Consider the following 23,582-nt stretch of genomic DNA (forward strand, 5'->3'; position numbering starts at 1 on the left):
GCGCTTGCTCCACCGGTCAATGTAGCTGTCGCTGCAGTCCAGCTTGGCGCGAATCTCCGCCCAGGTGAGCCCATCGGCCAGCAGCAGAATCAACCGGGCATGGCGCGCCGAATCGGCTCGGGCGTTCCTCGCTGCAGCTTGCTGTTGAAGTTCCATGCGTTCGCTTTTGGTCAGTTTCATCGCAACCTCCATGGCTACAATGATACTTCCGTTTTAAACGTTACAGTCCACTAGTGTGTCAGTTGGTTCCATCCGGTACAAAAACGTAGCCGATACCCCAGACTGTCTGTATGTAGCGGGGAACGGCTGCGTCCACCTCGATCAGCTTGCGCAGGCGCGAGACTTGCACGTCCAGGCTGCGGTCGAAAGGTTCGAATTCGCGGCCGCGCGCCAGTTGCGCCAGCTTTTCCCGGGAAAGCGGTTGGCGTGGATGGCGCACCAGGGTTTTCAGCATGGCGAACTCGCCAGTGGTCAGTGGCAGTTCTTCGCCGTTTTTATGCAGGGTCCGCAGGCCCATATCGAAGGAAAACGGTCCAAAGGTAATCACTTCCTGGTCGCTGGACGGCGCACCCGGCACTTCGGCCGTGGGCCGGCGGCGCAGCACCGCGTGGATGCGGGCCAGCAGTTCCCGCGGATTGAAGGGTTTGGCCAGGTAGTCGTCGGCACCAACTTCCAGGCCGACGATGCGGTCCACGTCTTCACCTTTGGCGGTCAGCATGATGATGGGCGTGCGGTCGTTGGCGGCGCGCAGGCGGCGGCAAATGGAGAGACCGTCTTCACCGGGCATCATCAAGTCCAGCACAATCAGGTCGACAGCGTCGCGCAGCATGATGCGGTTCAGGGCCTTGCTGTCTTCGGCAAGAATGACTTCAAAGCCCTCTTGGGCCAAGTAGCGGCGCAACAGGTCGCGAATGCGGGCGTCGTCGTCAAGGATGAGAATCTTGTCGGCACGGGCAGTGGGTTGAGCTTGGGTCATAGTCATCCGGTATTTGTAACAGAGCCATTTTGAAGGCTGAAAACGTCCGATGTCTCTTTTTTCACTTCCTTTGACACACTGTTACAAAAGTTGCGGCGAAATGCAAGGGGCACATAGAGTGGATGGGTATGTCATTCAATCTCACGGATGTGATTAAAGGTGACCAAAAGCAAACTTCAACGCTGCCACGCCGTGACTGCGATATGGCCGGACCGGTGTTCGCTCCGGTTTCGCTTCAGGCTTGCCAATGACCGGTGCGTGTGAGCCCGGGCACCTTCACGGTGGGTGGCCGCCTGGGCCTGGAATTGCGCAGTTTCTGTAGACCTGATTTCCACTATTCACTGTTTCTTCACTGCCCGAAAGGTAATCACTTGATGCGTACTCAAAAATGGATAGCTGCTTGCCTGCTCCTGGCAGGCGCTGCAGGCGTTTTGGCTCAAACCACGCCGCGGGAGTCCCCGCAAAATGTGGCGCAGTTGTCGGCCAGCGGGTCGGTAGAGGTACAGCAGGACCTGCTGTCAATTTCAATGAGCACTACGGTAGGCGGCACCGATGCAGGCGCGGTGCAAACCCAGCTCAAGCAGGCGCTTGATACCGCGCTGGCCCAGGCCCGGCAGGCCGCTGCCCCCGGCCAGATGGATGTGCGGACCGGCAATTTCAGCCTATACCCGCGCTATGGCAAGGACGGCAAGATCAATGGCTGGCAGGGTTCCACTGAATTGGTGCTGGAAGGGCGGGATTTTTCACGCATCACCAGCACGGCTGGCAAGATCCAGACCCTGACGCTGGCGAACGTCAGCTTCGCCTTGAGTCGTGAGCAGCGTGCCAGGGTCGAAGGCGAAGCCCAGGCGCTGGCGATCGAGCGCTTCAAGGCCAAAGCCGGCGAGGTATCGAAAAGCTTCGGCTTTAACAGCTACACGCTGCGCGAGGTGGCCATCACTGCCAACGACCAGAGCTATCCCCCTCGTCCGCGCATGATGGCCATGCAGGCCAAGGGCGATATGGCGGAAGCGGCCGTTCCCGTGGAGGCCGGCAAGAGCACGGTACTGGTGAGCGTGAGTGGATCAGTCCAGATGAAGTAGCGGGGTCCCCGCATACCATGCGCCATGCCCCCTTTTCGGGGGAAATTCCTCAGGCCGCCGACAGGCGGTTTTTACGTGCAATCACCACTGCACGCAGGTGATCGTAGATCCAGTTGAAGGCAAAGGTGTAGGGCAGGAAAAACAGCACGATGCCAATGTCCAGCACAAATGCTGCCCACAAGCCGATATCCAGCCACCAGGCGGCCAGCGGCACGACCACCAAAATCAGGCCGATTTCAAACAGCACTGAATGAACGGCGCGGGCCAACAGGGTGCGCCGAAAGCCCAGGCGGCGTTGTGCCCGGTCAAATAGTGCGTTGAACGCCATGTTCCAGGCCATTGCGATCAGCGAGATCATCAGCGTCAGCAAACCCATGTGGGCCAGCGAATAGTCGAGCAGCCAGGTGCCCAATGGCGCGCAAATGGCGATAGCCACCACTTCGAACCCGAAGGCGTGGAAAAAACGTTCCTTGACTGATTTTTGGTGATTCATGGTGCGATTCGATGGCTACTTTTCGCTTTTGCTTTTTTGTCTTAAAGATGATTTGCAAAAGGATTTTCATCGATATTTTGGATATATTTAAATCAATAACCATCTAGAAAATAGATGGATTAATTATTGGATTAACAGATGGAATTGATCATTGATGTGATGGAATGAGGAGACAGGCTGATGCGTCATTCCCCCGAAGCCCTGACGGCTTTTGCCGAGGCCGCCACCTTGGGCTCGTTTTCTGCGGCGGCCCGCAAGCTCGGCAAAAGCCAGTCGACCGTCAGCAGTGCCATTGCCCATCTGGAAATCGACCTGGGCCTGTCGCTCTTTGACCGCAGCAGTCGCAAGCCCACCCTGACCGAGCAGGGGCGGGTGATGCTGGGCAAGGTGCAGGAAATCCTTGCCGCCAGCGACCGGCTGGACCGCGCGGCCAGCCAGTTGGGGGGCGGCCTGGAGGCCCGGCTCAGCGTGGTGTGGTCGGACACCTACCAGTCGGGCCGCTTTGAAGACATGCTGATGGCCTTTGAGCAGCGCTTCCCCGATCTTGAATTCGAGTGCCTGATTGCCGAGCATGGCGACCTGGTGTCGCTGGTGCAAACCGGGCGTGCCCAGATTGGCGTGGTCGCGGCGCAAAACGTTTACCCGCCCGATATTGGCGCGGCCATGCTCGCCGAACAATCGGAGATCACGCTGTTTGTGGCCGCAAACCATCCTCTGGCCGGCCTGAAAGACATCACGCCGGAGGTGCTGGCCAATTTCCGCCAGCTACGGCTGGACACCTACCTGGAGCCGGCCGACCAGGCGGCGCCCTCGGCGCGCCGTGCCTGGTCGGCGCCCAGCTACCTCATGTTGCTGGAAATGGCTGTGCTGGGTTTTGGCTGGGCGGCCATTCCGCGCTGGATGGTGACACGATTCGCCATCGGCAGCCTGCACGAACTCGATGCGCGCGGCTGGCCGCAGCGCGTGCCGGTGGATGCCGTCTGGTCACGGCAACGCCCCTTGGGCCGCGCCGGGACCTGGTTGCTGCAGGAGATGCTGGCGCCGCTGACGCCGCCTGTAAAGGCCTTGTCCAGGAAATAATGAAACAGAAATGGCAAGAACAGAAGAGACAGGAACAAGCGGCCGCTCATGAAAAAGCCTGCAAACCTTGTGTGGCCTGCAGGCTCGGAGTGAAAGGGCGGGAGAGCCCGCCGGTAGCTTAGAAGCGGTAGCGCAAACCGACGGTGGTGGCGCTGATGCGGTCGCGGTCTCCACCGGCGAACTTCAGTTTGTGCTCGTCATACTGCAGCACAGCCGACCAGTTGGGATTGAACGCATATTCGGCGCCCACGCCGTAAGACAGGCCAAAGCCGTTCTCGCTACCGGAGGCAATGCCTGAACCCGGCGCGGCAGAAACACTGGTGCGGCCATACGTCGTCCCGAGCTTGCCCAGCAGGTTGAAGGCGTTGCTCAGCGGGAACTTGCCCACCAGGCTCAGGTTGACGCCTTTGGCCTTGGTATTGCCGCCGGCACGGCTGACGTTACCGAAGTCGGTGTACCCCAATTCCAGACCAAAATTGCTGCTGAAGTAGCTTCCGGCGTAAATGTTGTAGGCGGTGTCGTGTTTGTCTGAGGGGAAAATGCCTATGCCATTGCTCAGCGAGAAGTCAGATCGCCCGGCGTTGAACCCGACGTAACCGGCACCGGGTGAGTAAAAAGAGTAATTGCTGCTCGAACTGCTTTGGGCCTGCGCACCTGTGACGGCTGCCAACGCGGCAACAGCCAGTACGGTGCCTGAAAACATGCGGGTCAATGATTGCATGGTGCTTCCTTCTTCCTTGAGTGGATGGATTGATGACAGCCTCCGGGCGGGAGGCTGTTTGTTATGAAATACCAGCTAAAAATTTAGGTTGAGATTTACGCTGCGGTCGTGGGTATAAAAAGCAAATTTTTGTAGGACAAGCGCCAATTTTGAAAGGACATTTGCGTTTGGTGGGCCGGGCAAGGCTTTACCCGACCCCGCTTCGCGATTCGCTGAAAAGGGCTGATGCGTCATGCCGCAAAGGCTGCTGCTAAAGTTGGGCAATGCAGTTCATCACCCACGTGCCGGGAAGCAGCGCCCTGGTACTCGATTCTCCCCACAGCGGCACTGCTTATCCGCCGGATTTCCTGCCTGCGTGCGAGATGCAGACACTGCGGCAGGCCGAAGACACGCATGTCGAAAAGCTTTATGACTTTGCGCCCGCCCTGGGCGTGCACTGGATCGAGGCCCACTTTCCGCGCAGCTACCTTGACGTCAACCGCAATACCACCGAAGTGGATGTGACGCTGTTTGATGYRCCCTGGCCGGGTCCAGTGGAAACCGATCCGAAAATACTGTCCAAGGTCCGTCTGGGCAAAGGGCTGATCTGGCGCACCACGGATGACGGTGTGCCTATTTATGGACGAAAGCTCGCGGTGGCTGAAGTGCAGGCGCGCATAGAGCAGTGCTGGACACCCTACCACGCGGCGGTCGCGCAAGCCATTGATGCGGCACACCAGCAGCACGGCTACAGCATCCACATCAATTGCCACTCCATGCCCGCCATTGCTTCGAGCCAATCCACCGACTTTCCGGGCGAGAAGCACGCGGACTTTGTGGTCGGCGACCGCGACGGCAGCACGGCCCATGAGGCCTTGTCCGGGCTGATTTGCCAGCACCTGCGTGAACTCGGCTACACGGTGGCTTACAACCACCCGTACAAGGGTGTGGAACTGGTGCGCCGCTACAGCAACCCCGCACAGCACCGGCACAGCATCCAGTTGGAAATCAACCGCAAGCTCTACATGGACGAGACGACGCTTGAGATCGCGCCAGGGTTCGAGGCGCTGAAGGCGCATTTGCGCTCGCTGGTCAATCTTCTGCTGAAAACCGATCCACGCCTGCTTTGATGTTTCCCATGTCTCCGGTCCATACACCCCTGGCAAACAAACGCTGGTGCGGTACCGGGTACCTGATACCGCGTAGCGAATGCCTTCAACCTCCTGGCCGATATGATTACCTTCTTTAACGAGCACCACCAGGCTCACGCTCCTGAATTCGAATTTTTTCGGGGAGAACGTGTGCCGTGCTTTGAGACCCCGGCTCGCGCCGAGTACGTCAAAGCCAGCCTCGCATCCCGTGGCCATACGTTGCGCACTGCGCAGATGGACAGCCGCACGGTGTTGGCCAGAGTGCATGCGCCGCGCTACCTGGCGTTTCTGGAACACGCCTGGCGCGACTGGGCCGCGCAGGAAGCCGGCAATGACCAGCGCCAGCCTTTTCCTTCCGTCTGGCCGGTGCGCACCCTGCGCAGCGATGTAGAGCCCGTGAATTTCATCGCCCGGCTGGGGCTGTATTCGATGGACAACGGCTCGCCGCTCGCTGCAGGTACCTGGATCGCCGCCAAGGCCGGCGCGGATGCCGCCGCCAGCGCGGCCGCTTTGCTGGCCGGTGGAAAAGGCGGTGAACGGGCCGTGTTTTGCTGCAGCCGCCCGCCCGGCCACCATGCCGGGCCGGATTTCATGGGTGGCTATTGCTTTTTAAACAACGCGGCGGTGGCTGCCCAGGCGCTGCGTGATGGCGGCGCGGCGCGGGTGGCCGTGCTCGACGTGGACTACCACCACGGCAACGGCACGCAAAGCATTTTTTACGACCGCGCCGATGTGCTGTTTATCAGTTTGCACGGTGATCCGCTGACCGAATACCCGTTCTACCTGGGCCATGCCGATGAGACCGGGGTCGGCGAGGGCGCCGGGTTCAACCTGAACCTGCCACTGCCTGCGGGATGCACGGCGGCGCGCTGGTTTGACGCGCTGGAGCACGCCCGCCTTCGCATCGCGGCTTTTGGGGCGGACGCGCTGGTGGTTTCGCTGGGGTTGGACACTTTTGCCGAAGACCCGATCTCCAAATTCGCCCTGCAGGTCGGTGACTTCAGCCGCCTGGGCGAGCGCCTGGGCGCGCTTTGCCTGCCGACGGTGTTTGTGCTGGAAGGCGGTTATGCCGCGGCGGCGCTGGGCACCAATGCGGTGAACGTGATTGAAGGCTTTGAGGGCATCTGAATGGACCAGATCGATTGCGTGGTGATAGGTGCGGGCGTGGTGGGCCTGGCGGTGGCGCGCGCGCTGGCGTTGCAAGGAAGGGAAGTGATGGTGCTGGAGGCGGCGGACGCGATTGGCACTGGCACCAGCTCGCGCAACAGCGAAGTGATTCACGCCGGCATCTACTACCCGCAAGGCTCGCTCAAGGCCCGGCTGTGTGTGGAGGGCAAGGAACTGCTTTACACCTATTGCGCCGAACGGGGCATTGGCCACAGCCGCTGCGGAAAACTGATCGTGGCGACCAGCGATGCACAGGTGGCACAACTGCAAGGCATCATCGCCAAGGCGGCGGCCAATGGCGTGCACGATCTGGCACTGCTCACACGCGAAGAGGCGAGGGCGCTGGAGCCGCAACTGGTGTGCGTGGCGGCGGTGCATTCGCCCAGCACCGGCATTGTCGACAGCCATGGGTTGATGCTGGCGCTGCAGGGTGATCTGGAGAACGCCGGCGGCCTTGTGGTCCTGAACTCGCCCCTGGCCCGTGCGGAATGGTCGCAGGGCGCTATTATTTTAATAGCGGAAGACGGCACGGAACTGCAGGCTAAAACCGTGGTCAATGCGGCTGGCCTGCATGCGCAATCCCTCGCCCGGCGGTTTGCCGGGTTGGCTGACAACCATGTTCCGCCCAGCCATTACGCCAAAGGCAATTACTTCACGCTGTCGGGGCGTTCACCGTTCAGCCGACTGATTTATCCGGTACCGGAAGCTGCGGGCCTTGGTGTGCACCTGACAATCGACCTGGGCGGGCAGGCCAAGTTCGGGCCGGATGTGCAATGGGTTAGCGCGCCCGACGACCTGGTGGTGGACCCGGCACGCGGCGAGGCGTTTTATGCGGAGGTACGCAAGTACTGGCCAGCGCTCCAGGATGGCGCCCTGATACCGGGCTACGCCGGCATTCGCCCCAAAATCCAGGCGCCGGACGAACCGACCAAGGACTTTTTGATTCAGGGCCCCGACGTGCATGGCGTACCCGGGCTGGTGAACCTGTTCGGCATTGAGTCACCGGGCCTCACCAGCTCACTGGCCATTGGCAACTACGTCGGCAGATTGCTATAGAGCTTGCTGCACCGGCGGTGTGGATAGCAGGGCGCTTCGAGTTTCAGATTACTGCGCCGCCCAGCCGCCGTCCATGTTCCAGGCAACGCCACGCACATTGTTGCCCGCCGGAGAGCAGAAGAACACCGCCAGCGCGCCCAGCTCTTCAGGCGTGGTGAATTGCATGGAAGGTTCTTTTTCACCCAGCAGTTGCTGGGTGGCTGCCTCGATGGAGAGGCTTCCTGCTGCGGCCCTGGCGTCCACCTGTTTTTGTACCAGGGGCGTCAGCACCCAACCGGGGCAGATGGCGTTGCAGGTCACGCCGCTGGTGGCGTTTTCAAGCGCGGTGACTTTGGTCAGCCCGACAATGCCGTGCTTGGCCGCCACGTAGGCCGATTTTTCCGCGGAGCCGACGAGGCCATGCACCGAAGCGACATTGATGATGCGGCCCCAGCCCTTGCCATTGTCGGCAGCCTGCATGGCGGGCAGTGCCAAGCGTGTGGCGTGAAAGGCGCTGCTCAGGTTGATCGCGATGACCGCGTCCCATTTTTCAACCGGAAAATTCTCTACCCGGGCCACGTGCTGTATGCCCGCGTTGTTGACGAGAATATCGACCTGGCCGAACTGGGAGGCGGCAAATTTCATCATGTCTTCAATGTCGGCGGGCTTGCTCATGTCGGCGCCGTGGTAGGCCACTTTGACGCCCAGCGCCAAGATCTCCGCCTTGGGTCCGTCCACATCGCCAAACCCATTGAGGACGATGTTGGCGCCCTGAGCAGCCAGGGATTTGGCAATGCCCAGGCCGATGCCGCTGGTGGAGCCGGTGACGAGAGCTGTTTTACCTTTGAGCATGGTGTTTCTCCGGATGATTTACGATGGTTGTCATGAGATTCAAACGGCGCCTGCAGGCAGCGTGTCCAAAAAATTCTCAAGCAATTATCGAGCCTTTCAAATCAAGCCCCCTGTACCCAATAACTGAAACCACTGAAGCGGACCACCTGCACCATGACTGAACCCAGCCTGAACCACGTAACTTGCCCGGATGCCTCGGGAGGCCATCGCATGGCCTATTGGCAGTGGGGCCAGCCCGATGCCGGGCATGTGGTGGTGTGTGTGCACGGCCTGTCGCGCCAGGGGCGTGACTTTGACGTGCTGGCGCAGGCACTGTGCCGGCAAGCCGAGCAGGCTGCGCCAGGATCCGGCGGCCTTCGTGTGGTCTGCCCCGATGTGGTCGGACGGGGTGAAAGCGACTGGCTGAAAGATCCCATGGGCTACCAGTTGCCGGCTTATGCGGCTGACATGCTGCTGCTGCTGGCCCATTTGCACGCCCGTGCGCCCATCACGACGCTGGATTGGGTAGGCTCCAGCATGGGCGGGCTGATCGGCATGGGGGTGTGCGGCCAGCCGGGTCTGCCCTTGCCTGTTCCGGTGCGGTGCCTGGTACTCAATGATGTCGGTCCCGCCATTGAGTGGAATGCGATTGTGCGGATTGGCACCTACCTGGGCCAGGCGGGGCATTTCGGCTCGGTACAGGAGGCGGCCGACGCGATGCGGGCCGTTTCCTCCAGCTTTGGCCCGCATACCCCCGAGCAGTGGCTGGCGTTATCGCGCCACATGGTCAAACCGGTGTCGCAGTCTGCTGACAGCAAGTGGCGGCTGCATTACGACCCGGCGATGGCGGTGCCGTTCAAACTGGCTACCGAGGCTTCCACGCTCCAGGGCGAAGCCATGCTCTGGAAGCTTTACGACAATATTTCTGCCCGGACGCTGCTGATACGCGGTGCGCTGTCCGATCTTCTGAGCTCCGGGACGGCCCATGCCATGACGCAGCGCGGTCCCCGTGCCCGTTTGGTGGAGTTTGAAGGTATCGGACATGTCCCCACGTTGATCGCGGACGATCAGGTCGCGGTGGTAACGGATTTCCTGCTTGGCTGATACCGCGATCATGCGGGATGAGTCCCGGGCAACCATTTGATTGAGTTTTCATGAAAAGCAATGTGCTGGGGCCGGATGGCCCCACGGCCCCCAAGGGGCCCAACGCCTCCATCGTTACGGCCACGGCCGACAGCCTGCCCGACCAGCCGAATGCGCTGGCGCGCGCGCGTGCATTTGCCGAGCCGCTGATTGCCGGTGAGACGCTGGATACCGGCGAGAACATCCTGGCGCACGCTGATGCGGTGGCGGCCATCCTGAAGGGCATTGGCGGCTCGGAAGCCATGCAGGCGGCCACCTACCTGGTGCATGCCTGCCAGCATCTGACCAAGCCGCAGGAAGTGATTGCCAAGGCATTCGGCGCCAACTATGCCGCACTGGCGATAGAAACGACCAAGCTGGTTCATGTGCAGCGGCAGGCCCGCACGGCAGATGCCAAGGCGCAGCTCCTGGACGACCCGGCGGCTCAAACGGAGAATGTGCGCAAGATGCTGCTGGCGTTTTCGCGCGATCTGCGCGTGGTCATGCTGCGGCTGGCTTCGCGCCTGCAGACCTTGCGCCATTACGCGGCAACCCGGCAGGCGGCCCCGCCCGCGCTGGCTCATGAGTCGCTGCACGTGTTTGCGCCGCTGGCCAACCGCCTGGGCATCTGGCAGATCAAATGGGAAATGGAAGACCTGGCTTTCCGCTTCCTGGAGCCTGAGACCTACAAGCACACGGCGCGGCTGCTCGATGAAAAACGCGTTGAACGCGAAGGGTTCATGGAGACCTTGCGCGCGCAGCTTGAGCGCGAGTTGAACCAGAACGGCATTGCAGCGCTGGTGCAGGGGCGGCCCAAGCACATCTACAGCATTGTCAAGAAGATGCGTGGCAAGTCACTCGGGTTTGATCAGGTGTTTGACATCCGTGCCTTGCGGGTGATTGCGGCGGATATCAACGGCTGCTATGCGGCGCTGGGTTTTGTGCATTCGCGCTTCACGCCCATTGGGGGTGAATTTGACGATTACATCGCCAAGCCCAAATCCAACGGCTACCAGTCCCTGCACACCGTGGTGCGAGACGACGCCGGCCGGGCGGTCGAAATCCAGATACGCACCCAGGCCATGCACGACCATGCCGAGCATGGCGTGGCTGCGCACTGGGCCTACAAGGAGGCCGGCACCAAGGGCTACAGCGGCGTATCGGCCAGCAGCGAGTACGACGCCAAGATTGCCGTATTGCGCCAGCTGCTGGCTTGGGAGCGCGACCTGTCGGGACCGGCGGCCCAGCGGGCGCGGGAGGCCAAGCAAGGCCTCTTCGAAGACCGCATTTACGTGCTCACCCCCGACGCCGCCATTGTGGAGTTGCCTCAGGGCGCGACAGCGGTGGACTTTGCCTACAGCGTGCACACCAGCCTGGGGCACCGCTGCCGCGGCGCGCGCATTGATGGTGCCATGGTGCCGCTCAACACACCGCTGCAAAACGGCCAGACGGTGGAGGTGGTCACCGCCAAGGAAGGCGGCCCCTCACGCGACTGGCTGAATCCCGAACTGGGCTTTCTGGCCAGTCACCGGGCCAAGTCGAAAGTGCGTGCGTGGTTCAATGCGCTGGCCATGGAGCAAACCGTGGCCAAAGGCCGGGAGGCGGTTGAAAAACTGCTCCAGCGAGAGGGCAAGACCGCCATGAAGCTGGACGACCTCGCCTTGCAGCTGGGGTTCAAGACGGCGGACGATCTGTTTGAGGTGGTGGGCAAGGACGAGTTGTCGCTGCGCACCATAGAGAACATGCTCAGGCCGCCAGAGCCGGTGCTGTCGCAGGATGACTACCTGCTGGCCAAAAAAGCACGCCAGCCCGACAAGTCCAGCCAGGCAGGCAAGGGCGGCAAGGGGAGTGTGCTGGTGGTCGGCATTGATTCGCTGCTGACCCAATTGGCCAAGTGCTGCAAGCCCGCACCGCCGGACGAAATCCTGGGTTTCGTCACCAAGGGTAAGGGCGTGAGCATTCATCGCAGTGACTGCAGTAATTTTCGCAACATGGCCAGCGGAAGTCCTGACCGCGTGATTGAAGTGCAGTGGAGTTCACCCAAAACACCGGATGGTTCGGTCTACCCGGTAGATGTGGCCGTGGAGGCTGCAGACCGGCAAGGGCTGTTGCGTGATATTTCCGAGGTGTTTGCCAAGGAAAAAATGAATGTGATCGGCGTGCAGACACAGTCGGTCAAAGACAACCGCGGCGGCACGGCCTGGATGACATTCACCGTGGAGGTTGCACAGTCGGGCCGCCTCAATCAGGTGCTTGGCCTTGTGGCCGAAGTGGCCGGCGTGCGCTCTGCCCGCAGGCGCTGAGTTAGCGTCGAAGCTAACGCAGCAAGCGAACGTGGGGGCTCTTCATCCCAGCAGGGGCCGCGGGACTGGCTTTGCCAGACCGCAGGCGCAGCGGCCCCCTCGGGGGACAGAGAGCTACACGCAGTGAGCGAACGTGGGGGCCAGTTTTCCGCCGGGCCGCCCCAAGGAAAAAGCGCCCCCTCGGGGGGGCAGAAAGCTACACGTCAGTGAGCGAACGTGGGGCCACATTTCTCTCTGCTACAATACGAGCTTCGAACAGTCCTTAGGCGCGTAGCTCAGCTGGTTAGAGCACCACCTTGACATGGTGGGGGTCGTTGGTTCGAGTCCAATCGCGCCTACCAATCCTTCGTAAAGGTTGACCCGGAAATACTGCATCACTCTGTTGGTGCGGCCATTTACACAGGGTAAACCAAGGGGATTGTGTATATCCGGACTTCCTAGAATGTACCGAACCCTGTCGCTTTGACGCAGGCCGTCATTCAGAGGAGTATCCAGTGCAAAAAAGAAAATCCACCAGCCCGAAACCGGGTGTGCTGCCTTCGCAGGGCCCGTCCCTGGAAGAGGGCGCTCCTGACGCCAAAAGCGGCAAGGCCGCCCCTGTCGAGGCTGTAGCACCGCGGGTGATCAAGAAGTACCCGAACCGGCGGCTGTACGACACCGAAACCTCCACCTACATCACGCTGACCGAAGTGCGGCAACTGGTGATGGACAGCGCGCCGTTTGTGGTGCGTGATGCCAAGAACAATGAAGACCTGACGCGCAGCATTTTGCTGCAGATCATTCTGGAAGAAGAGACCGGTGGCGCGCCGATGTTCACCGAGGCCGTGCTGGCCAACATCATCCGTTTTTACGGCAATGCAATGCAGGGCTTCATGGGCGCCTACCTGGAGAAAAACGTTCAGAGCTTCATGGACCTGCAGGTGAAGATGGCCGAGCAGTCCAAGGGGCTGAGCCCTGAAAAGTGGGCGCAGTTCCTGAATGCGCAGTCACCCATGATGCAGGGCATGCTGGGCACCTATGTCGAACAGTCCAAAAATGTTTTTACGCAGATGCAGGAGCAAATGCAAAAGCAAAGTGAACAGATGCTGTCGGCTTTTGGCCTGAAGCGCTGAACATTCAGTTTTCTGCCTGATGCGCATGCAGGGCCATAGCGGCCCTGTCCGCTCCCGGCTCTGCCTGCTCTGAGACAATAGAGGCCATGAGCGAAGTACTTTCCCCGATGACAGCAATCTCCACCAAACCGGCCCCCCGCGTCGGGTTTGTCAGCCTGGGCTGCCCCAAGGCGCTGACGGATTCCGAATTGATACTCACACAATTGAGTGCTGAGGGCTATCAGACGTCCAAGACTTTTGAGGGCGCCGACCTGGTGATCGTCAACACCTGCGGCTTCATTGATGATGCCGTCAAGGAGAGCCTGGACACCATCGGCGAGGCGCTGGCAGAAAACGGCAGGGTCATCGTGACGGGTTGCCTGGGTGCCAAGGGCGGCGAGGGGGCTGGCAACCTGGTGCGCCAGATGCACCCCAGCGTGCTGGCTGTGACCGGCCCGCACGCCACGCAAGAGGTCATGGATGCGGTGCACCTGAATCTCCCCAAGCCGCATGACCCGTTTGTGGACCTGGTGCCCAATGCGTTTGGCATTGCGGGCATCAAGCTCACACCGAAGCACTATGCCTACCTGAAGATCAGTGAAGGCTGCAATCACCGCTGCACCTTCTGCATCATTCCCTCCATGCGCGGCGACCTGGTGTCGCGACCCATCGGTGATGTGCTGAACGAAGCACGCGCGTTGTTTGAAGGGGGCGTGAAAGAACTGCTGGTGATCAGCCAGGACACCTCCGCCTATGGCGTGGATGTGAAATACCGCACCGGTTTCTGGGATGGCAAGCCGGTCAAAACCCGCATGCTGGAACTGGTCCAGGCGCTGGGCGATATTGCCGAGCCCTATGGTGCCTGGGTTCGCCTGCACTATGTCTATCCTTACCCCAGCGTCGACGAAGTGCTCCCGCTGATGGCCACCGGCAAGGTCCTGCCTTATCTGGACGTGCCTTTGCAGCACAGCCACCCCGATGTTTTGAAGCGCATGAAACGCCCGGCCAGCGGCGAGAAAAATCTTGAGCGCATTGCGCGCTGGCGCGAGATTTGCCCCGAAATTGTGATCCGGAGCACCTTTATTGCCGGCTTTCCGGGCGAAACCGAAGCTGAATTCGCGCACCTGCTGGAGTTCATGCGTGAGGCCCGCATCGACCGCGCAGGTTGCTTTGCCTACAGTGCGGTGGAAGGCGCTACCGCCAATGACATTCCCGGCATGCTGCCGCTGGAGGTGCGTGAAGAGCGGCGGGCGCGCTTCATGGCCGTGGCTGAGGAGGTTTCAAGCCAGAAGCTGCAGCAGCGCGTCGGCGCCACAATGCAGGTGCTCGTCGATTCAGCGCCGGCCTTGGGCCGCAAGGGCGGCACGGGCCGCTCGTATGCGGACGCACCCGAGATTGATGGTGTGGTCAAACTGCTGCCGCCCGAGAAAATCAGCAAGACACTCAAGGTGGGTGAGTTCACCCGGGCCCGTATTGTCGGAACCCAGGGCCACGACCTGGTGGCCATACCGGTCTGATTCATTTCCCGCTTCAGCGGTGCGGTTTTTCAGCCGCCCCATGCGCACCAGCTTGCGCGCCTATATGGCGGACGAAAATAGCGTATGAATTCGGATTCGGGCGTTTTTTATTGGCCCGATCACGAAGTCAATCACGATTGCGGGCAGCGGCCCAAAAGCAAAAAAGGCCACTGGTGAGAGTGGCCTTGATTTGGCTGTACTTGCGTACGTTGAGTAATTTTGGTGCCCGGGAGAGAACTCGAATCTCCACATCTTGCGATACACGGACCTGAACCGTGCGCGTCTACCAATTCCGCCACCCGGGCACAGCAAGCAGTGTACCATTACATCGGCGTCCTATCGGGTTGACCCCCGAAAATATTTCAAATTTCAGCTGGAAATCCGGTGTTTTCTCGGCGCTTCCAAATTGCAAGGGCCGCAGACTGCCAGCCAGCTCGATGAAATCCTGCGGATGATGCCGGTGTCGCAAAGCGCCCACTGCAACAGCGGTATATCCCGATTTAAGGGCACCGCTTTTTATTAACCATGGCCAGTATCTGATACAAACATATACATGGATTCAGACGTGGCCAACCCAGCTTCAAGTCCGCGGGTTTCCATAACCCGGTTTCACGGCCTGCCGCCTGTTAGGCTGTAGGCTGTTGCCAGTGACGCTTCACGAAAAGAGATTTCTTATCAAAACAACGCATCAAAATTCCGGCGCATCGTCCGGGCTCCTCGCTGAATTCGAGGGTACGGTTTCCGGCCACCGCGACGGCCATGGTTTCGTTCTGCGCGACGACGGCGAACCGGACATTTACCTGCCGCCCAACGAAATGCGCGCGGTGCTGCACAAGGACCGCGTCAAGGCACGCATCGTGCGGCACGACCGGAAAAACCGGCCCGAAGGACGCGTCACCGAAATCATCGAGCGCTCGCCCAACCCCATCATTGGCCGTTTGCTGCAGGAAAGCGGTGTCTGGCTGGTAGCGCCCGAAGACAAGCGCTACGGCCAGGATATCCTGATCCCCAAAGGGGCGACGGGCACGGCCAAGAGCGGCCAGGTCGTGGTAGTGCAACTGACCGAGCCGCCCGCACTGTTTGGCCAACCGGTGGGGCGGGTGGTGGAAGTGCTGGGTGAAATTGACGATCCAGGCATGGAAATCGAGATCGCCGTGCGCAAATACGGCGTCCCGCATGAATTCAACGACGAAGCGTTGGCCCTGGCGCGCACCCTGCCCGACGCGGTGCGTCCGGCGGATAAAAAACACCGGGTAGATCTCACCGACATTCCCCTGGTCACCATTGACGGGGAGGATGCCCGCGATTTTGACGATGCCGTCTACTGCGAGCCCGCCAAAGTGGGGCGTGGCAAGGGCTGGCGACTGCTGGTGGCGATTGCAGACGTGAGCCATTACGTGGAGACCGGCAGCGCCATTGATATTGATGCGTATGACCGGGCCACCAGCGTGTATTTTCCGCGCCGCGTGATTCCCATGCTGCCGGAAAAATTGTCGAATGGCCTGTGTTCGCTCAACCCCACCGTCGAACGCCTGTGCATGGTGTGCGACATGCTGATCAATACCAAGGGAGAGGTTCACGCCTACCAGTTTTACCCGGCCGTGATGTTTAGCCATGGTCGCCTTACCTATACCGAGGTGGCTGCCATCCTGGCCAACACGCGCGGTTCCGAAGCCGCACAGCGCAAGGCACTGGTTCCGCACTTGCTGAATCTGCACGATGTGTACCAGGCCCTCCTGAAGGAGCGGGGCGTGCGCGGTGCTGTCGATTTCGAGACCACCGAGACGCAGATCGTGTGCGACGAGGCAGGGCGCATCGAGAAGATCGTGCCGCGCACCCGCAACGTGGCGCACCGCCTGATTGAAGAAGCCATGCTGGCGGCCAATGTGTGTTCGGCCGACTTCATCGAGCAAAGCAAGCATGTGGGCCTTTACCGCGTGCATGAAGGTCCGACCCCTGAAAAGAAGGAGATGCTGCGCAACTACCTCAAGGCGCTGGGCGTGGGCATGACCATTGGCGAGGAGCCGACCCCCGGTGAGTTCCAGCAGATTGCCGTTGCCACCAAGGACCGGCCCGATGCGCAGCAGATCCACTCCATGCTGCTACGCTCCATGCAACAGGCTATTTACACGCCGATCAACAGCGGGCACTTCGGCCTGGCCTATGAGGCCTATACCCACTTCACCAGCCCCATCCGTCGTTATCCCGACTTGCTGGTGCACCGCGTGATCAAGGCAGCGCTGACCAAGTCCAAATACCAGTTGCCGGTGTTGCCCACGCCGGGCGAGGCCGAGGCCAAGCTGTCCAAGCGGCTGGCCTCCCGTGTCAAGGATCCGTCGGAAAAACCAAAAAAAATCAGTGCCGACCAGCTGGCCTGGCAGGCAGCCGGCCTGCACTGCAGCGCCAATGAGCGGCGTGCCGACGAGGCTAGCCGTGACGTTGAAGCCTGGCTCAAGTGCAAGTACATGCGTGAGCACCTGGGCGAAGAGTTTGGTGGTGTGGTGACGGCGGCAACGGGTTTCGGCATCTTTGTCACGCTGGACGCCATGTATGTGGAAGGCCTGGTGCACATCACCGAGCTGGGCGGCGAATACTTTCGCTTTGACGAGGCCCGGCAGGAGCTGCGCGGCGAGCGCACCGGCATCCGCTACGCGATTGGCACGCGGGTACGCGTGCAGGTCAGCCGTGTCGACCTGGATGGCCGCAAGATTGACTTCCGCCTGGTGCATGAGGGCGAGGCGTTGCTGGGCCGGGCCATTAAGGACAAGACCGGCGGCCATGCCGGGGAGTTGCCGGCGCAGGAGCGGGGTACTTCTTCGCGCAAGGCAGGGGGCGCGCGTGCGGGCAAGGGCGCAGGAAAACGCTCCGAGGCGCGCTCCGGCGGCCGCGGCACGGGTAGCGGGACCGCAAGGCGAGACGCCGTCTCGGACCGAGGCGCCGACAGGACACCCGAATCGCCGATACAGGCACTCAAGGCTGCGGTGAAAAAATCGGTCGGCAGTGCCAGCCGGAAGCAGGGCAAAAAACCCCGCCGCTGACATTTTCTCCCCGTCCTGCTTTTTTAATCCTTTTGGCTCGCCCCAAAATTTATGCTGATCCGCATTCTGGCCTTCCTGCTTGAGACATTTTTCTTCCTGCTGATCGCCGCCGCGCTCTTGCGCGCCTGGATGAACTGGGTGAGGGTCAACATGAGCGCACAGCCGGGCCGCTTTGTCATGGCGGTGACGGACTGGCTGGTCAAGCCGCTGCGGCGTGCGCTGCCCAAGGCGCTGACCCGGTCCCGGGTGGACTGGGCGAGTGTGCTGGCCGCCGCCTTGCTGGCGCTGGGCTACGCCCTGCTGTGGGGGCTGCTGTTTGGTGTGGTGCTTGGCGCGACCTCCTGGGCCTCTGCGTTGGGGCCCGCAGCCTTCCTGAGCCTTCTGGCGTTTGCGCTGAAGATGCTGATCCGGGTGGCGTTGCAGACGCTGTTTATTCTGGTACTGGGCTATGCCATCATGTCCTGGATTCAGCCCGGCTCACCGGCGTATGGCTTGCTGGCCCGCCTTGCCGAGCCGCTGTTAACGCCGCTGCGGCGTGTGATTCCCACCGTCGGTGGGCTGGACCTGTCAGCACTGGTACTGCTGCTGGTACTGCAAATCGGCTTGATGGTGCTGGTCTAGCGGGCGTTGCCCGCCAGCGCCGACGCAGTCAGCGTCACGCCCGGCCGGCGGGTGACCCATTCGTCGGCCAGGTTTCCATGGGTAAATACAGCACAGCAGGCCGCTTCAAAAGGGCCTTGTCCACCTGCCATGGCGGCTCCGATCATGCCTGCCAGCACATCGCCGGTGCCCGCGGTGGCCAGCAAGGCGTTGCCGCTCGCGTTGATAAAAGGGGGCTGGCCCGGCGCGGCGATGACACTGCCCGAGCCCTTGAGTACCACAGCACACTGAAACCGGCTGGCCAGTTGCCGGGTCGCCGCAAGGCGGTCGGTCTGCACCCCGGAGGTGGTCGTGCCGAGCAAACGCGCGGCCTCCAGCGGATGAGGCGTCAGCACCGTACTGTGCCCGCGGTAATGGCGTGCACTCAGCAGGGTTTGCAGCTGTGGGTCCCCGGCAATCGCATTGAGCGCGTCAGCGTCCAGTACGACCTGCGGGGCGGCTGACAGAATTTTGGCCAAGACGGGTTTGACCGCTTCGCCTCCACCGCACCCGCACACCACGACCTGCTGCTTCAGGTTCAGCGCTTCGGGGCTGCGGAACATGAGTTCTGGCTGCGCCGGATCAACATTCAGGGAGACCTCGCCGACGCCGGCGAGCAGGGCCACATACACCCGGCCGGCGCCCGCATGCAGTGCCGCTCGGGCGGCCAGCAGGGCGGCACCCGTCATATGCCTGCCGGAGGCGGATTCACCGCCCACGATGGCGACATCGCCAAAGCTGCCCTTGTGGCTGGCGTGGGCCGCACCCGCTCGCGCGGATTGCGCCGCCCGATCCGCGCCCAGAAGCCAGGCGTCAGGCACTGTCGCCAGTGAGGGGGGAGCTGCAACCCCCAGATCATCGAACCAGACCTGGCCGGCCAGGTCGCGCCCGCTGGCGGTGAACAGGCCTGGCTTGAGTGTCAAAAGGCTCAAGGTGAAAAGATCATTTGCCGTGGCGAAACGCGAGCCGTGTGCTATTGGTTTTGCAGCGTTTGTGGTGCCCGTATCAGCATCCAGCCCGGTCGGTACATCCACGGCCAACCGTGGCGCGGCGCTGGCTTGCATCGCATCCAGCCATTGCTGCATCAAGCCCGTGCCAGCGCGAGCCGGCTCCAGCCGGGCGCCAATACCCAGCAGGGCATCGATGCAGAAATCAAAATCCTCCGGGGGCTGAGCCGACATCGGAACGCCCGCCGCAAGGGCCCGCTGTCGGGAGGCATCGGCATCCGGCGGCAGGCTGGTTTTTCCGGGCGGCAGGCCGGTCCAGGTGACGACCACCGTCTTGCCCCACTGGTGCAGGTGCAGGGCGGCTTCGAAGCCGTCGCCACCGTTGTTGCCGGGTCCGCAGGCGACCCAGATGCGCCGCGCATGCGGAGCCAGCGCCAGCGCAAGGCGGGCCACCGCGAGGCCTGCCCGCTGCATCAGCGTGTGCGGGGTCAGGCCGGCCGCTGCGTGCAACTCAAGCTCGCGGGTGGCTGCCACGCTGTAAAGCGGCTGGCTGACGGCGCTGGTGATTTTCTGCATCGGATGGTGCATCGGATGATTGTGCGGTCTTATGGCGTTCGCGGTTGATACTTTCAGACAAAAGGAGTCGGCATGGACGGGCGCTGGCCGTCCTGCGCTTTCAGCCCAGACGGCTGATGTCCAGCCCCTGCATGTCGATGTCTGCGGGCCTGCCTGCCATCAGGTCGGCCAGCGCCCGCGCACTGCCGCAGCTCAGTGCCCAGCCGCTGGAGCCATGGCCCAGGTTGAGCCAGAGGCCGGGAATGCCGCTGTCGCCGATGATGGGCGGGCCATCGGGCAGCATCGGCCTGGCGCCTTTCCATTCCTGCACGCTGGCCCCCTTGTTGGAGAGCTGGGCCGCACCGGGAAACCAGTCTTGCAGCACCTTGTACAAGGTCTGGATGGAGGAGGCTCGCTTGTGGTCAAGCGAGCCTCCGATTTCGGCGCTGCCCGCCACGCGCACGCGGTTGCCCAGGCGGGAAATCGCTACCTTGTAGCGCTCGTCCATCAGCGCGCTGCGCGGCGCATTGAGCGGCTCGCGGATAGGCGCGCTGATGGAGTAGCCATAGACGGCAGTCATCGGAATGTTCAGGCCAAGCGGTCGAAGCAGCTCAGCGGAGGCCAGGCCGGCGCATATGACGATGGAGTCAAAGCGGTACGGTGTGTTGTCTCCTGCTATGAAAAGCGTAGCTGGTTGGGTAGTATCCAGTCGGGCTACCGCAGTGTTGAATACGAAATCCACACCGATGCGCTGGGCTTCGTTCTTCAGCAGCAGGGCAAACTGCCGGCAATTGGCAACTTCATCGTCGGGCAGATGCACCGCGCCCAGAAAAGCGGTGTCAGGGTTGAGCGCGGGTTCGATCTGGCGCACCTCGTGAGCACCGATTTCCCTGAACGCCACGCCAGCCTCGCGCAGCATCTGCAGACCAGGCTGCACCAGCTTGCTGTCTTTTTCAGAGCGAAGCAGCACCATGTACCCGGGGCTGCCGTCGTATTCGAGCTTCAGTTCCTCCGTGAGCTGATGCAGCCTTTCGCGGCTGTAAAACGCCAGGCGCTGCAGCCGAGCGCGGTTGGCCAGGTAGCTTTCCAGTTTGCAGGCGCGAGACCACTTCCACATCCAGGCGATGTCGCGGCGCGAAAGCGGCAGGCCGAGCTTGACGGGGGCGTGGCGGCTGAACAGGTAGCGGATGACCTTGCCCGGCATGCCTGGTGCGGCCCAGGGTGTGACATACCCCGGCGCCACGACACCGGCGTTGGCGAAGCTGGTTTCCTCCGCTGCGGCGCTCCGACGTTCAATAACGGTCACCTCGTGGCCGTCTGCCGCCAGTTCATAGGCGGTGGTGATGCCGATGATGCCGGCACCGATGACAGCCACCCTCATGCGGACATGCCGTGGGCAACACRGGTAATGGTGAGGGCGATGAGATGGCGGGAAATCTTGGTGTGCATTGTTTTATCGGTAAAGCGGGCTGCAAGCCCAATATAGCGGGGCCAGCCAGCGACTGTTTTTACAGTGAAGCAGCCAGGGCCGTCTCGACCTGCAGCGCCAGGTCCAGCACCGGGTCGTCGTGCAGCGCTGCGTGCCAGAGCATCAGGCCAACCGGCAACTGGCCGGGGGTGTGGCAGGGCAGCGAAATCGCGCAACCGTCGAGCATGTTGACCACGGCCGTATTGCGGAGCAAAAGCCCATTGACCCGGAAGAATTCCTCGTCATCGTGCAGCACGCTGGCGATTGCCGGCGCCACGAGGGGCACGGTGGGAGAGAGTGCCGCGTCAAAGCCGCCCAGCCGGGCTTCCATGCGGATGATCCATTGCCGGCGGGCGGCGACAAGGTCAATGTAGTCGGCCGCGCTCATCTGGGCGCCGCGCAGGATGCGCAGCGCTACCCGGGAGTCGTACTCGGCCTGATGCGCGGCGATCAGCGTCCGGTGCCATGCATAGCTCTCGGCAGCCGAGAGGCCCCCGGTCGCATTGATGGCCGGCAGTTCGCTGATTTCTTCGAGTGCGATTTCCTCGATGCACGCACCGGCCTGGCGCAGCACACGCAGGCTCCGCTCGAACGCATTGGCGACGGTGCTGTCCAGGCCATCCTGCATTTGGGTGCGGGCCACCGCGAGCCGGCAGGCGGACAGGGGCTTGCCGGCCAGCCTCACGGCGCGCGCCGCCAGTACCTCATGCACGGTGACCGCGTCGCGTACCGAACGTGTCAGGGCGCATACCGTGTCCAGGCTGGTGGATAGCGGCAGGGCGCCGCTGGTTGGTACCAGACGCGCCGTGCTTTTAAAACCCACAATGCCGCATAGCGCCGCCGGGATGCGGATTGAACCGCCCGTATCCGACCCAAGCCCCACCATGGCCGCCCCGGTGGCAACCGACACGGCGGCGCCTGACGAGGAGCCGCCCGGGATCCGCTCTGTGGCGGCGTCTGCCGGATTGACAGGGGTGCCGTAATGCGGGTTGATGCCCACGCCCGAGAAGGCAAATTCCACCATATTGGTGCGGCCGGCAATCACGGCACCTGCCGCTCGCAGCCGCGCAACGGCGGGGCAGTCTTCAGCGGCGGGTGGGGCGTTGGCGAGCACGGTCGAGCCGGCGGCGGTGGTCTGGCCGGCCACGTCAAACAGGTCCTTGATTGACACGGGAATGCCGGCCAAGGGCAGAGCCGGCTCATTGAAGGCCGCTCCGACAGGCTCGGCCTGGGGTGTTTTGGCGGTCAAAAGCGGGCTGGCTGCAAGGCTGCCCGGCATGAATACGTGCCGGCAGACCTCGCTTTGGGCGATGCTGGCGGCGCGCTCGAGGATCTCCGGTGGGCTGGTCTGGCCCGTTCTCAGGGCGTGGCGCGTGACGTGAATGTCGGCGGGAAGAGCGCTGGAGGTGTGCATCTGGGTGAGTGGGTAAGAGGGCGGGGCAGGAGGGTGTTATACTCGACAGGCTTTGCAAATGACGATTTTGTTGTTCGCAAAGTCAATCGCAAATCAGCCACTCAAGGTGTTGCCCGGAAGATCTCGGAAAAAGAGATATTACGGGCGATAAGCGCTGATTTTAGACACAACCTTTGGAGTTTTATATGTCGACAAGCATGCGTGAAATGCTGGAAGCTGGCGTCCACTTTGGTCACCAAACCCGCTTCTGGAATCCCAAGATGGCCCCCTACATTTTTGGCCATCGCAACCGTATTCACATCATCAACCTGGAAAAATCGCTGCCGATGTTCCAGGATGCGATGAAATTCGCCAAGCAGCTGTCCGCGAACCGCGGCACCATCCTGATGGTTGGCACCAAGCGCCAGGCCCGCGAAATCGTCGCTACCGAGGCCAAGCGCGCCGGTGTTCCCTATGTTGACCAGCGTTGGCTGGGCGGCATGCTGACCAACTTCAAGACGGTCAAGACCTCGATCAAGCGCTTGAAAGAAATGAAGGCCCAGCAGGAAGCCGGCCTTGATTCCATCAGCAAAAAAGAGCAGCTCACCTTCAAGCGCGAAATTGAAAAGCTGGAAAAAGACATCGGCGGCATTCAGGACATGAACGCACTGCCGGACGCTATTTTCGTGATTGACGTGGGCTTCCACAAAATCGCGATCCTGGAAGCCAAGAAGCTGGGCATTCCCCTGATCGGCGTGGTTGACTCCAACCATTCCCCGATTGGCATCGACTACGTGATCCCCGGCAACGACGACTCGTCCAAGGCTGTGGCCCTGTATGCCCGCGGCATCGCCGATGCAATCCTCGAAGGCCGTGCCAACGCCGTCAACGACGTCGTCAAGGCGGTCTCCAGCGAGAGCTCTGATGAGTTTGTGGAAGTGGAAAACGCAGCGAACTGATAGTTTCGGCGCTGCGCCAGACGCGAAAAAGGGGC

The 23,582-nt window shown here is 61.7% G+C and carries 20 protein-coding genes and 2 tRNA genes; 13 read left to right on the plus strand and 9 right to left on the minus strand.

Going from position 1 to position 23,582, the window contains the following annotated elements; translation table 11 throughout:
* The coding region (locus tag AC1DUB_RS19915) for a helix-turn-helix domain-containing protein (RefSeq protein WP_477730949.1) at window positions 1–180 on the minus strand (180 nt) is incomplete at its 3' end.
* Window positions 181–238: 58 nt separating this feature from the next.
* On the minus strand, window positions 239–976 hold the full coding sequence (gene ompR, locus AC1DUB_RS19920) for an osmolarity response regulator transcription factor OmpR (protein WP_011483627.1): 738 nt from the start codon (window positions 974–976) through the stop codon (window positions 239–241).
* A 374-nt stretch (window positions 977–1,350) separates the two neighbouring features.
* On the opposite strand from ompR, the gene AC1DUB_RS19925 reads away from it, so the two are divergent.
* Entirely contained in the window at window positions 1,351–2,058 is a 708-nt protein-coding gene (locus AC1DUB_RS19925; RefSeq protein ID WP_477730950.1) for an SIMPL domain-containing protein, read from the plus strand.
* Window positions 2,059–2,107: 49 nt separating this feature from the next.
* On the opposite strand, the gene AC1DUB_RS19930 is transcribed toward AC1DUB_RS19925, so the two are convergent.
* Window positions 2,108–2,551 (minus strand): multidrug/biocide efflux PACE transporter, encoded by a 444-nt coding sequence (locus AC1DUB_RS19930; protein WP_477730951.1) that lies wholly within the window; start codon window positions 2,549–2,551, stop codon window positions 2,108–2,110.
* Window positions 2,552–2,731: 180 nt separating this feature from the next.
* Between AC1DUB_RS19930 and AC1DUB_RS19935 the strand changes: the two genes are divergently transcribed.
* Entirely contained in the window at window positions 2,732–3,631 is a 900-nt protein-coding gene (locus AC1DUB_RS19935; RefSeq protein ID WP_477730952.1) for a LysR family transcriptional regulator, read from the plus strand.
* A gap of 118 nt (window positions 3,632–3,749) precedes the next feature.
* Here the strand turns inward: AC1DUB_RS19935 and AC1DUB_RS19940 are convergent, their stop codons facing one another.
* Entirely contained in the window at window positions 3,750–4,352 is a 603-nt protein-coding gene (locus AC1DUB_RS19940; protein ID WP_477730953.1) for an outer membrane beta-barrel protein, read from the minus strand.
* Between the two features lie 263 nt (window positions 4,353–4,615).
* Between AC1DUB_RS19940 and AC1DUB_RS19945 the strand changes: the two genes are divergently transcribed.
* The 3 genes from AC1DUB_RS19945 to AC1DUB_RS19955 all read left to right on the plus strand — a co-directional run bounded on the left by AC1DUB_RS19945 (window position 4,616) and on the right by AC1DUB_RS19955 (window position 7,705).
* Window positions 4,616–5,461: an N-formylglutamate amidohydrolase gene (locus AC1DUB_RS19945; protein ID WP_477730954.1), complete on the plus strand. Its 846-nt coding sequence runs from the start codon at window positions 4,616–4,618 to the stop codon at window positions 5,459–5,461.
* A 102-nt stretch (window positions 5,462–5,563) separates the two neighbouring features.
* Entirely contained in the window at window positions 5,564–6,610 is a 1,047-nt protein-coding gene (locus AC1DUB_RS19950) for a histone deacetylase family protein (RefSeq protein WP_477730955.1), read from the plus strand.
* Window positions 6,611–7,705 carry an NAD(P)/FAD-dependent oxidoreductase gene (locus AC1DUB_RS19955; RefSeq protein WP_477730956.1) on the plus strand — a complete coding sequence of 365 codons (1,095 nt, stop codon included), beginning with the start codon at window positions 6,611–6,613 and terminating at the stop codon, window positions 7,703–7,705.
* 48 nt (window positions 7,706–7,753) lie between these two features.
* Here the strand turns inward: AC1DUB_RS19955 and AC1DUB_RS19960 are convergent, their stop codons facing one another.
* A complete protein-coding gene (locus AC1DUB_RS19960; protein ID WP_477730957.1) occupies window positions 7,754–8,536 on the minus strand; it encodes a 3-hydroxybutyrate dehydrogenase in 783 nt (260 codons plus the stop codon).
* A 153-nt stretch (window positions 8,537–8,689) separates the two neighbouring features.
* On the opposite strand from AC1DUB_RS19960, the gene AC1DUB_RS19965 reads away from it, so the two are divergent.
* The 5 genes from AC1DUB_RS19965 (at window position 8,690) to rimO (ending at window position 14,548) form a co-directional block, all read left to right on the plus strand.
* Window positions 8,690–9,619 carry an alpha/beta fold hydrolase gene (locus tag AC1DUB_RS19965; RefSeq protein WP_477730958.1) on the plus strand — a complete coding sequence of 310 codons (930 nt, stop codon included), beginning with the start codon at window positions 8,690–8,692 and terminating at the stop codon, window positions 9,617–9,619.
* A 50-nt stretch (window positions 9,620–9,669) separates the two neighbouring features.
* Window positions 9,670–11,940 carry a RelA/SpoT family protein gene (locus AC1DUB_RS19970; protein WP_477730959.1) on the plus strand — a complete coding sequence of 757 codons (2,271 nt, stop codon included), beginning with the start codon at window positions 9,670–9,672 and terminating at the stop codon, window positions 11,938–11,940.
* Between the two features lie 264 nt (window positions 11,941–12,204).
* Window positions 12,205–12,281 (plus strand) — tRNA-Val (locus AC1DUB_RS19975).
* A gap of 279 nt (window positions 12,282–12,560) precedes the next feature.
* On the plus strand, window positions 12,561–13,052 hold the full coding sequence (gene phaR / locus AC1DUB_RS19980) for a polyhydroxyalkanoate synthesis repressor PhaR (protein WP_477731018.1): 492 nt from the start codon (window positions 12,561–12,563) through the stop codon (window positions 13,050–13,052).
* Window positions 13,053–13,138: 86 nt separating this feature from the next.
* Complete coding sequence (gene rimO / locus AC1DUB_RS19985) at window positions 13,139–14,548, plus strand: 30S ribosomal protein S12 methylthiotransferase RimO (RefSeq protein ID WP_477730960.1); 1,410 nt, start codon at window positions 13,139–13,141, stop codon at window positions 14,546–14,548.
* Window positions 14,549–14,768: 220 nt separating this feature from the next.
* On the opposite strand, the gene AC1DUB_RS19990 is transcribed toward rimO, so the two are convergent.
* A tRNA-Leu gene (locus tag AC1DUB_RS19990) sits at window positions 14,769–14,853 on the minus strand.
* Between the two features lie 369 nt (window positions 14,854–15,222).
* Here AC1DUB_RS19990 and rnr point away from each other — a divergent pair.
* A complete protein-coding gene (gene rnr / locus AC1DUB_RS19995; protein ID WP_477731019.1) occupies window positions 15,223–17,586 on the plus strand; it encodes a ribonuclease R in 2,364 nt (787 codons plus the stop codon).
* 51 nt (window positions 17,587–17,637) lie between these two features.
* Complete coding sequence (locus tag AC1DUB_RS20000) at window positions 17,638–18,207, plus strand: YggT family protein (RefSeq protein WP_477730961.1); 570 nt, start codon at window positions 17,638–17,640, stop codon at window positions 18,205–18,207.
* Here the strand turns inward: AC1DUB_RS20000 and AC1DUB_RS20005 are convergent.
* The 3 genes from AC1DUB_RS20005 to AC1DUB_RS20015 all read right to left on the minus strand — a co-directional run bounded on the left by AC1DUB_RS20005 (window position 18,204) and on the right by AC1DUB_RS20015 (window position 22,609).
* Window positions 18,204–19,748 carry an NAD(P)H-hydrate dehydratase gene (locus AC1DUB_RS20005; RefSeq protein ID WP_477730962.1) on the minus strand — a complete coding sequence of 515 codons (1,545 nt, stop codon included), beginning with the start codon at window positions 19,746–19,748 and terminating at the stop codon, window positions 18,204–18,206. The genes AC1DUB_RS20000 and AC1DUB_RS20005 overlap by 4 nt on opposite strands.
* 100 nt (window positions 19,749–19,848) lie before the next feature.
* Window positions 19,849–21,108, minus strand: coding sequence for a D-amino acid dehydrogenase (locus tag AC1DUB_RS20010; RefSeq protein ID WP_477730963.1), 1,260 nt, complete (start codon window positions 21,106–21,108; stop codon window positions 19,849–19,851).
* A gap of 127 nt (window positions 21,109–21,235) precedes the next feature.
* Window positions 21,236–22,609, minus strand: a complete 1,374-nt coding sequence (locus tag AC1DUB_RS20015) for an amidase (protein WP_477730964.1) — start codon at window positions 22,607–22,609, stop codon at window positions 21,236–21,238.
* A gap of 185 nt (window positions 22,610–22,794) precedes the next feature.
* On the opposite strand from AC1DUB_RS20015, the gene rpsB reads away from it, so the two are divergent.
* Window positions 22,795–23,547: a 30S ribosomal protein S2 gene (gene rpsB / locus AC1DUB_RS20020; protein WP_477730965.1), complete on the plus strand. Its 753-nt coding sequence runs from the start codon at window positions 22,795–22,797 to the stop codon at window positions 23,545–23,547.
* Window positions 23,548–23,582: the final 35 nt, after the last annotated feature.

It is taken from the genome of Polaromonas sp. P4_F9, from assembly GCF_056401235.1.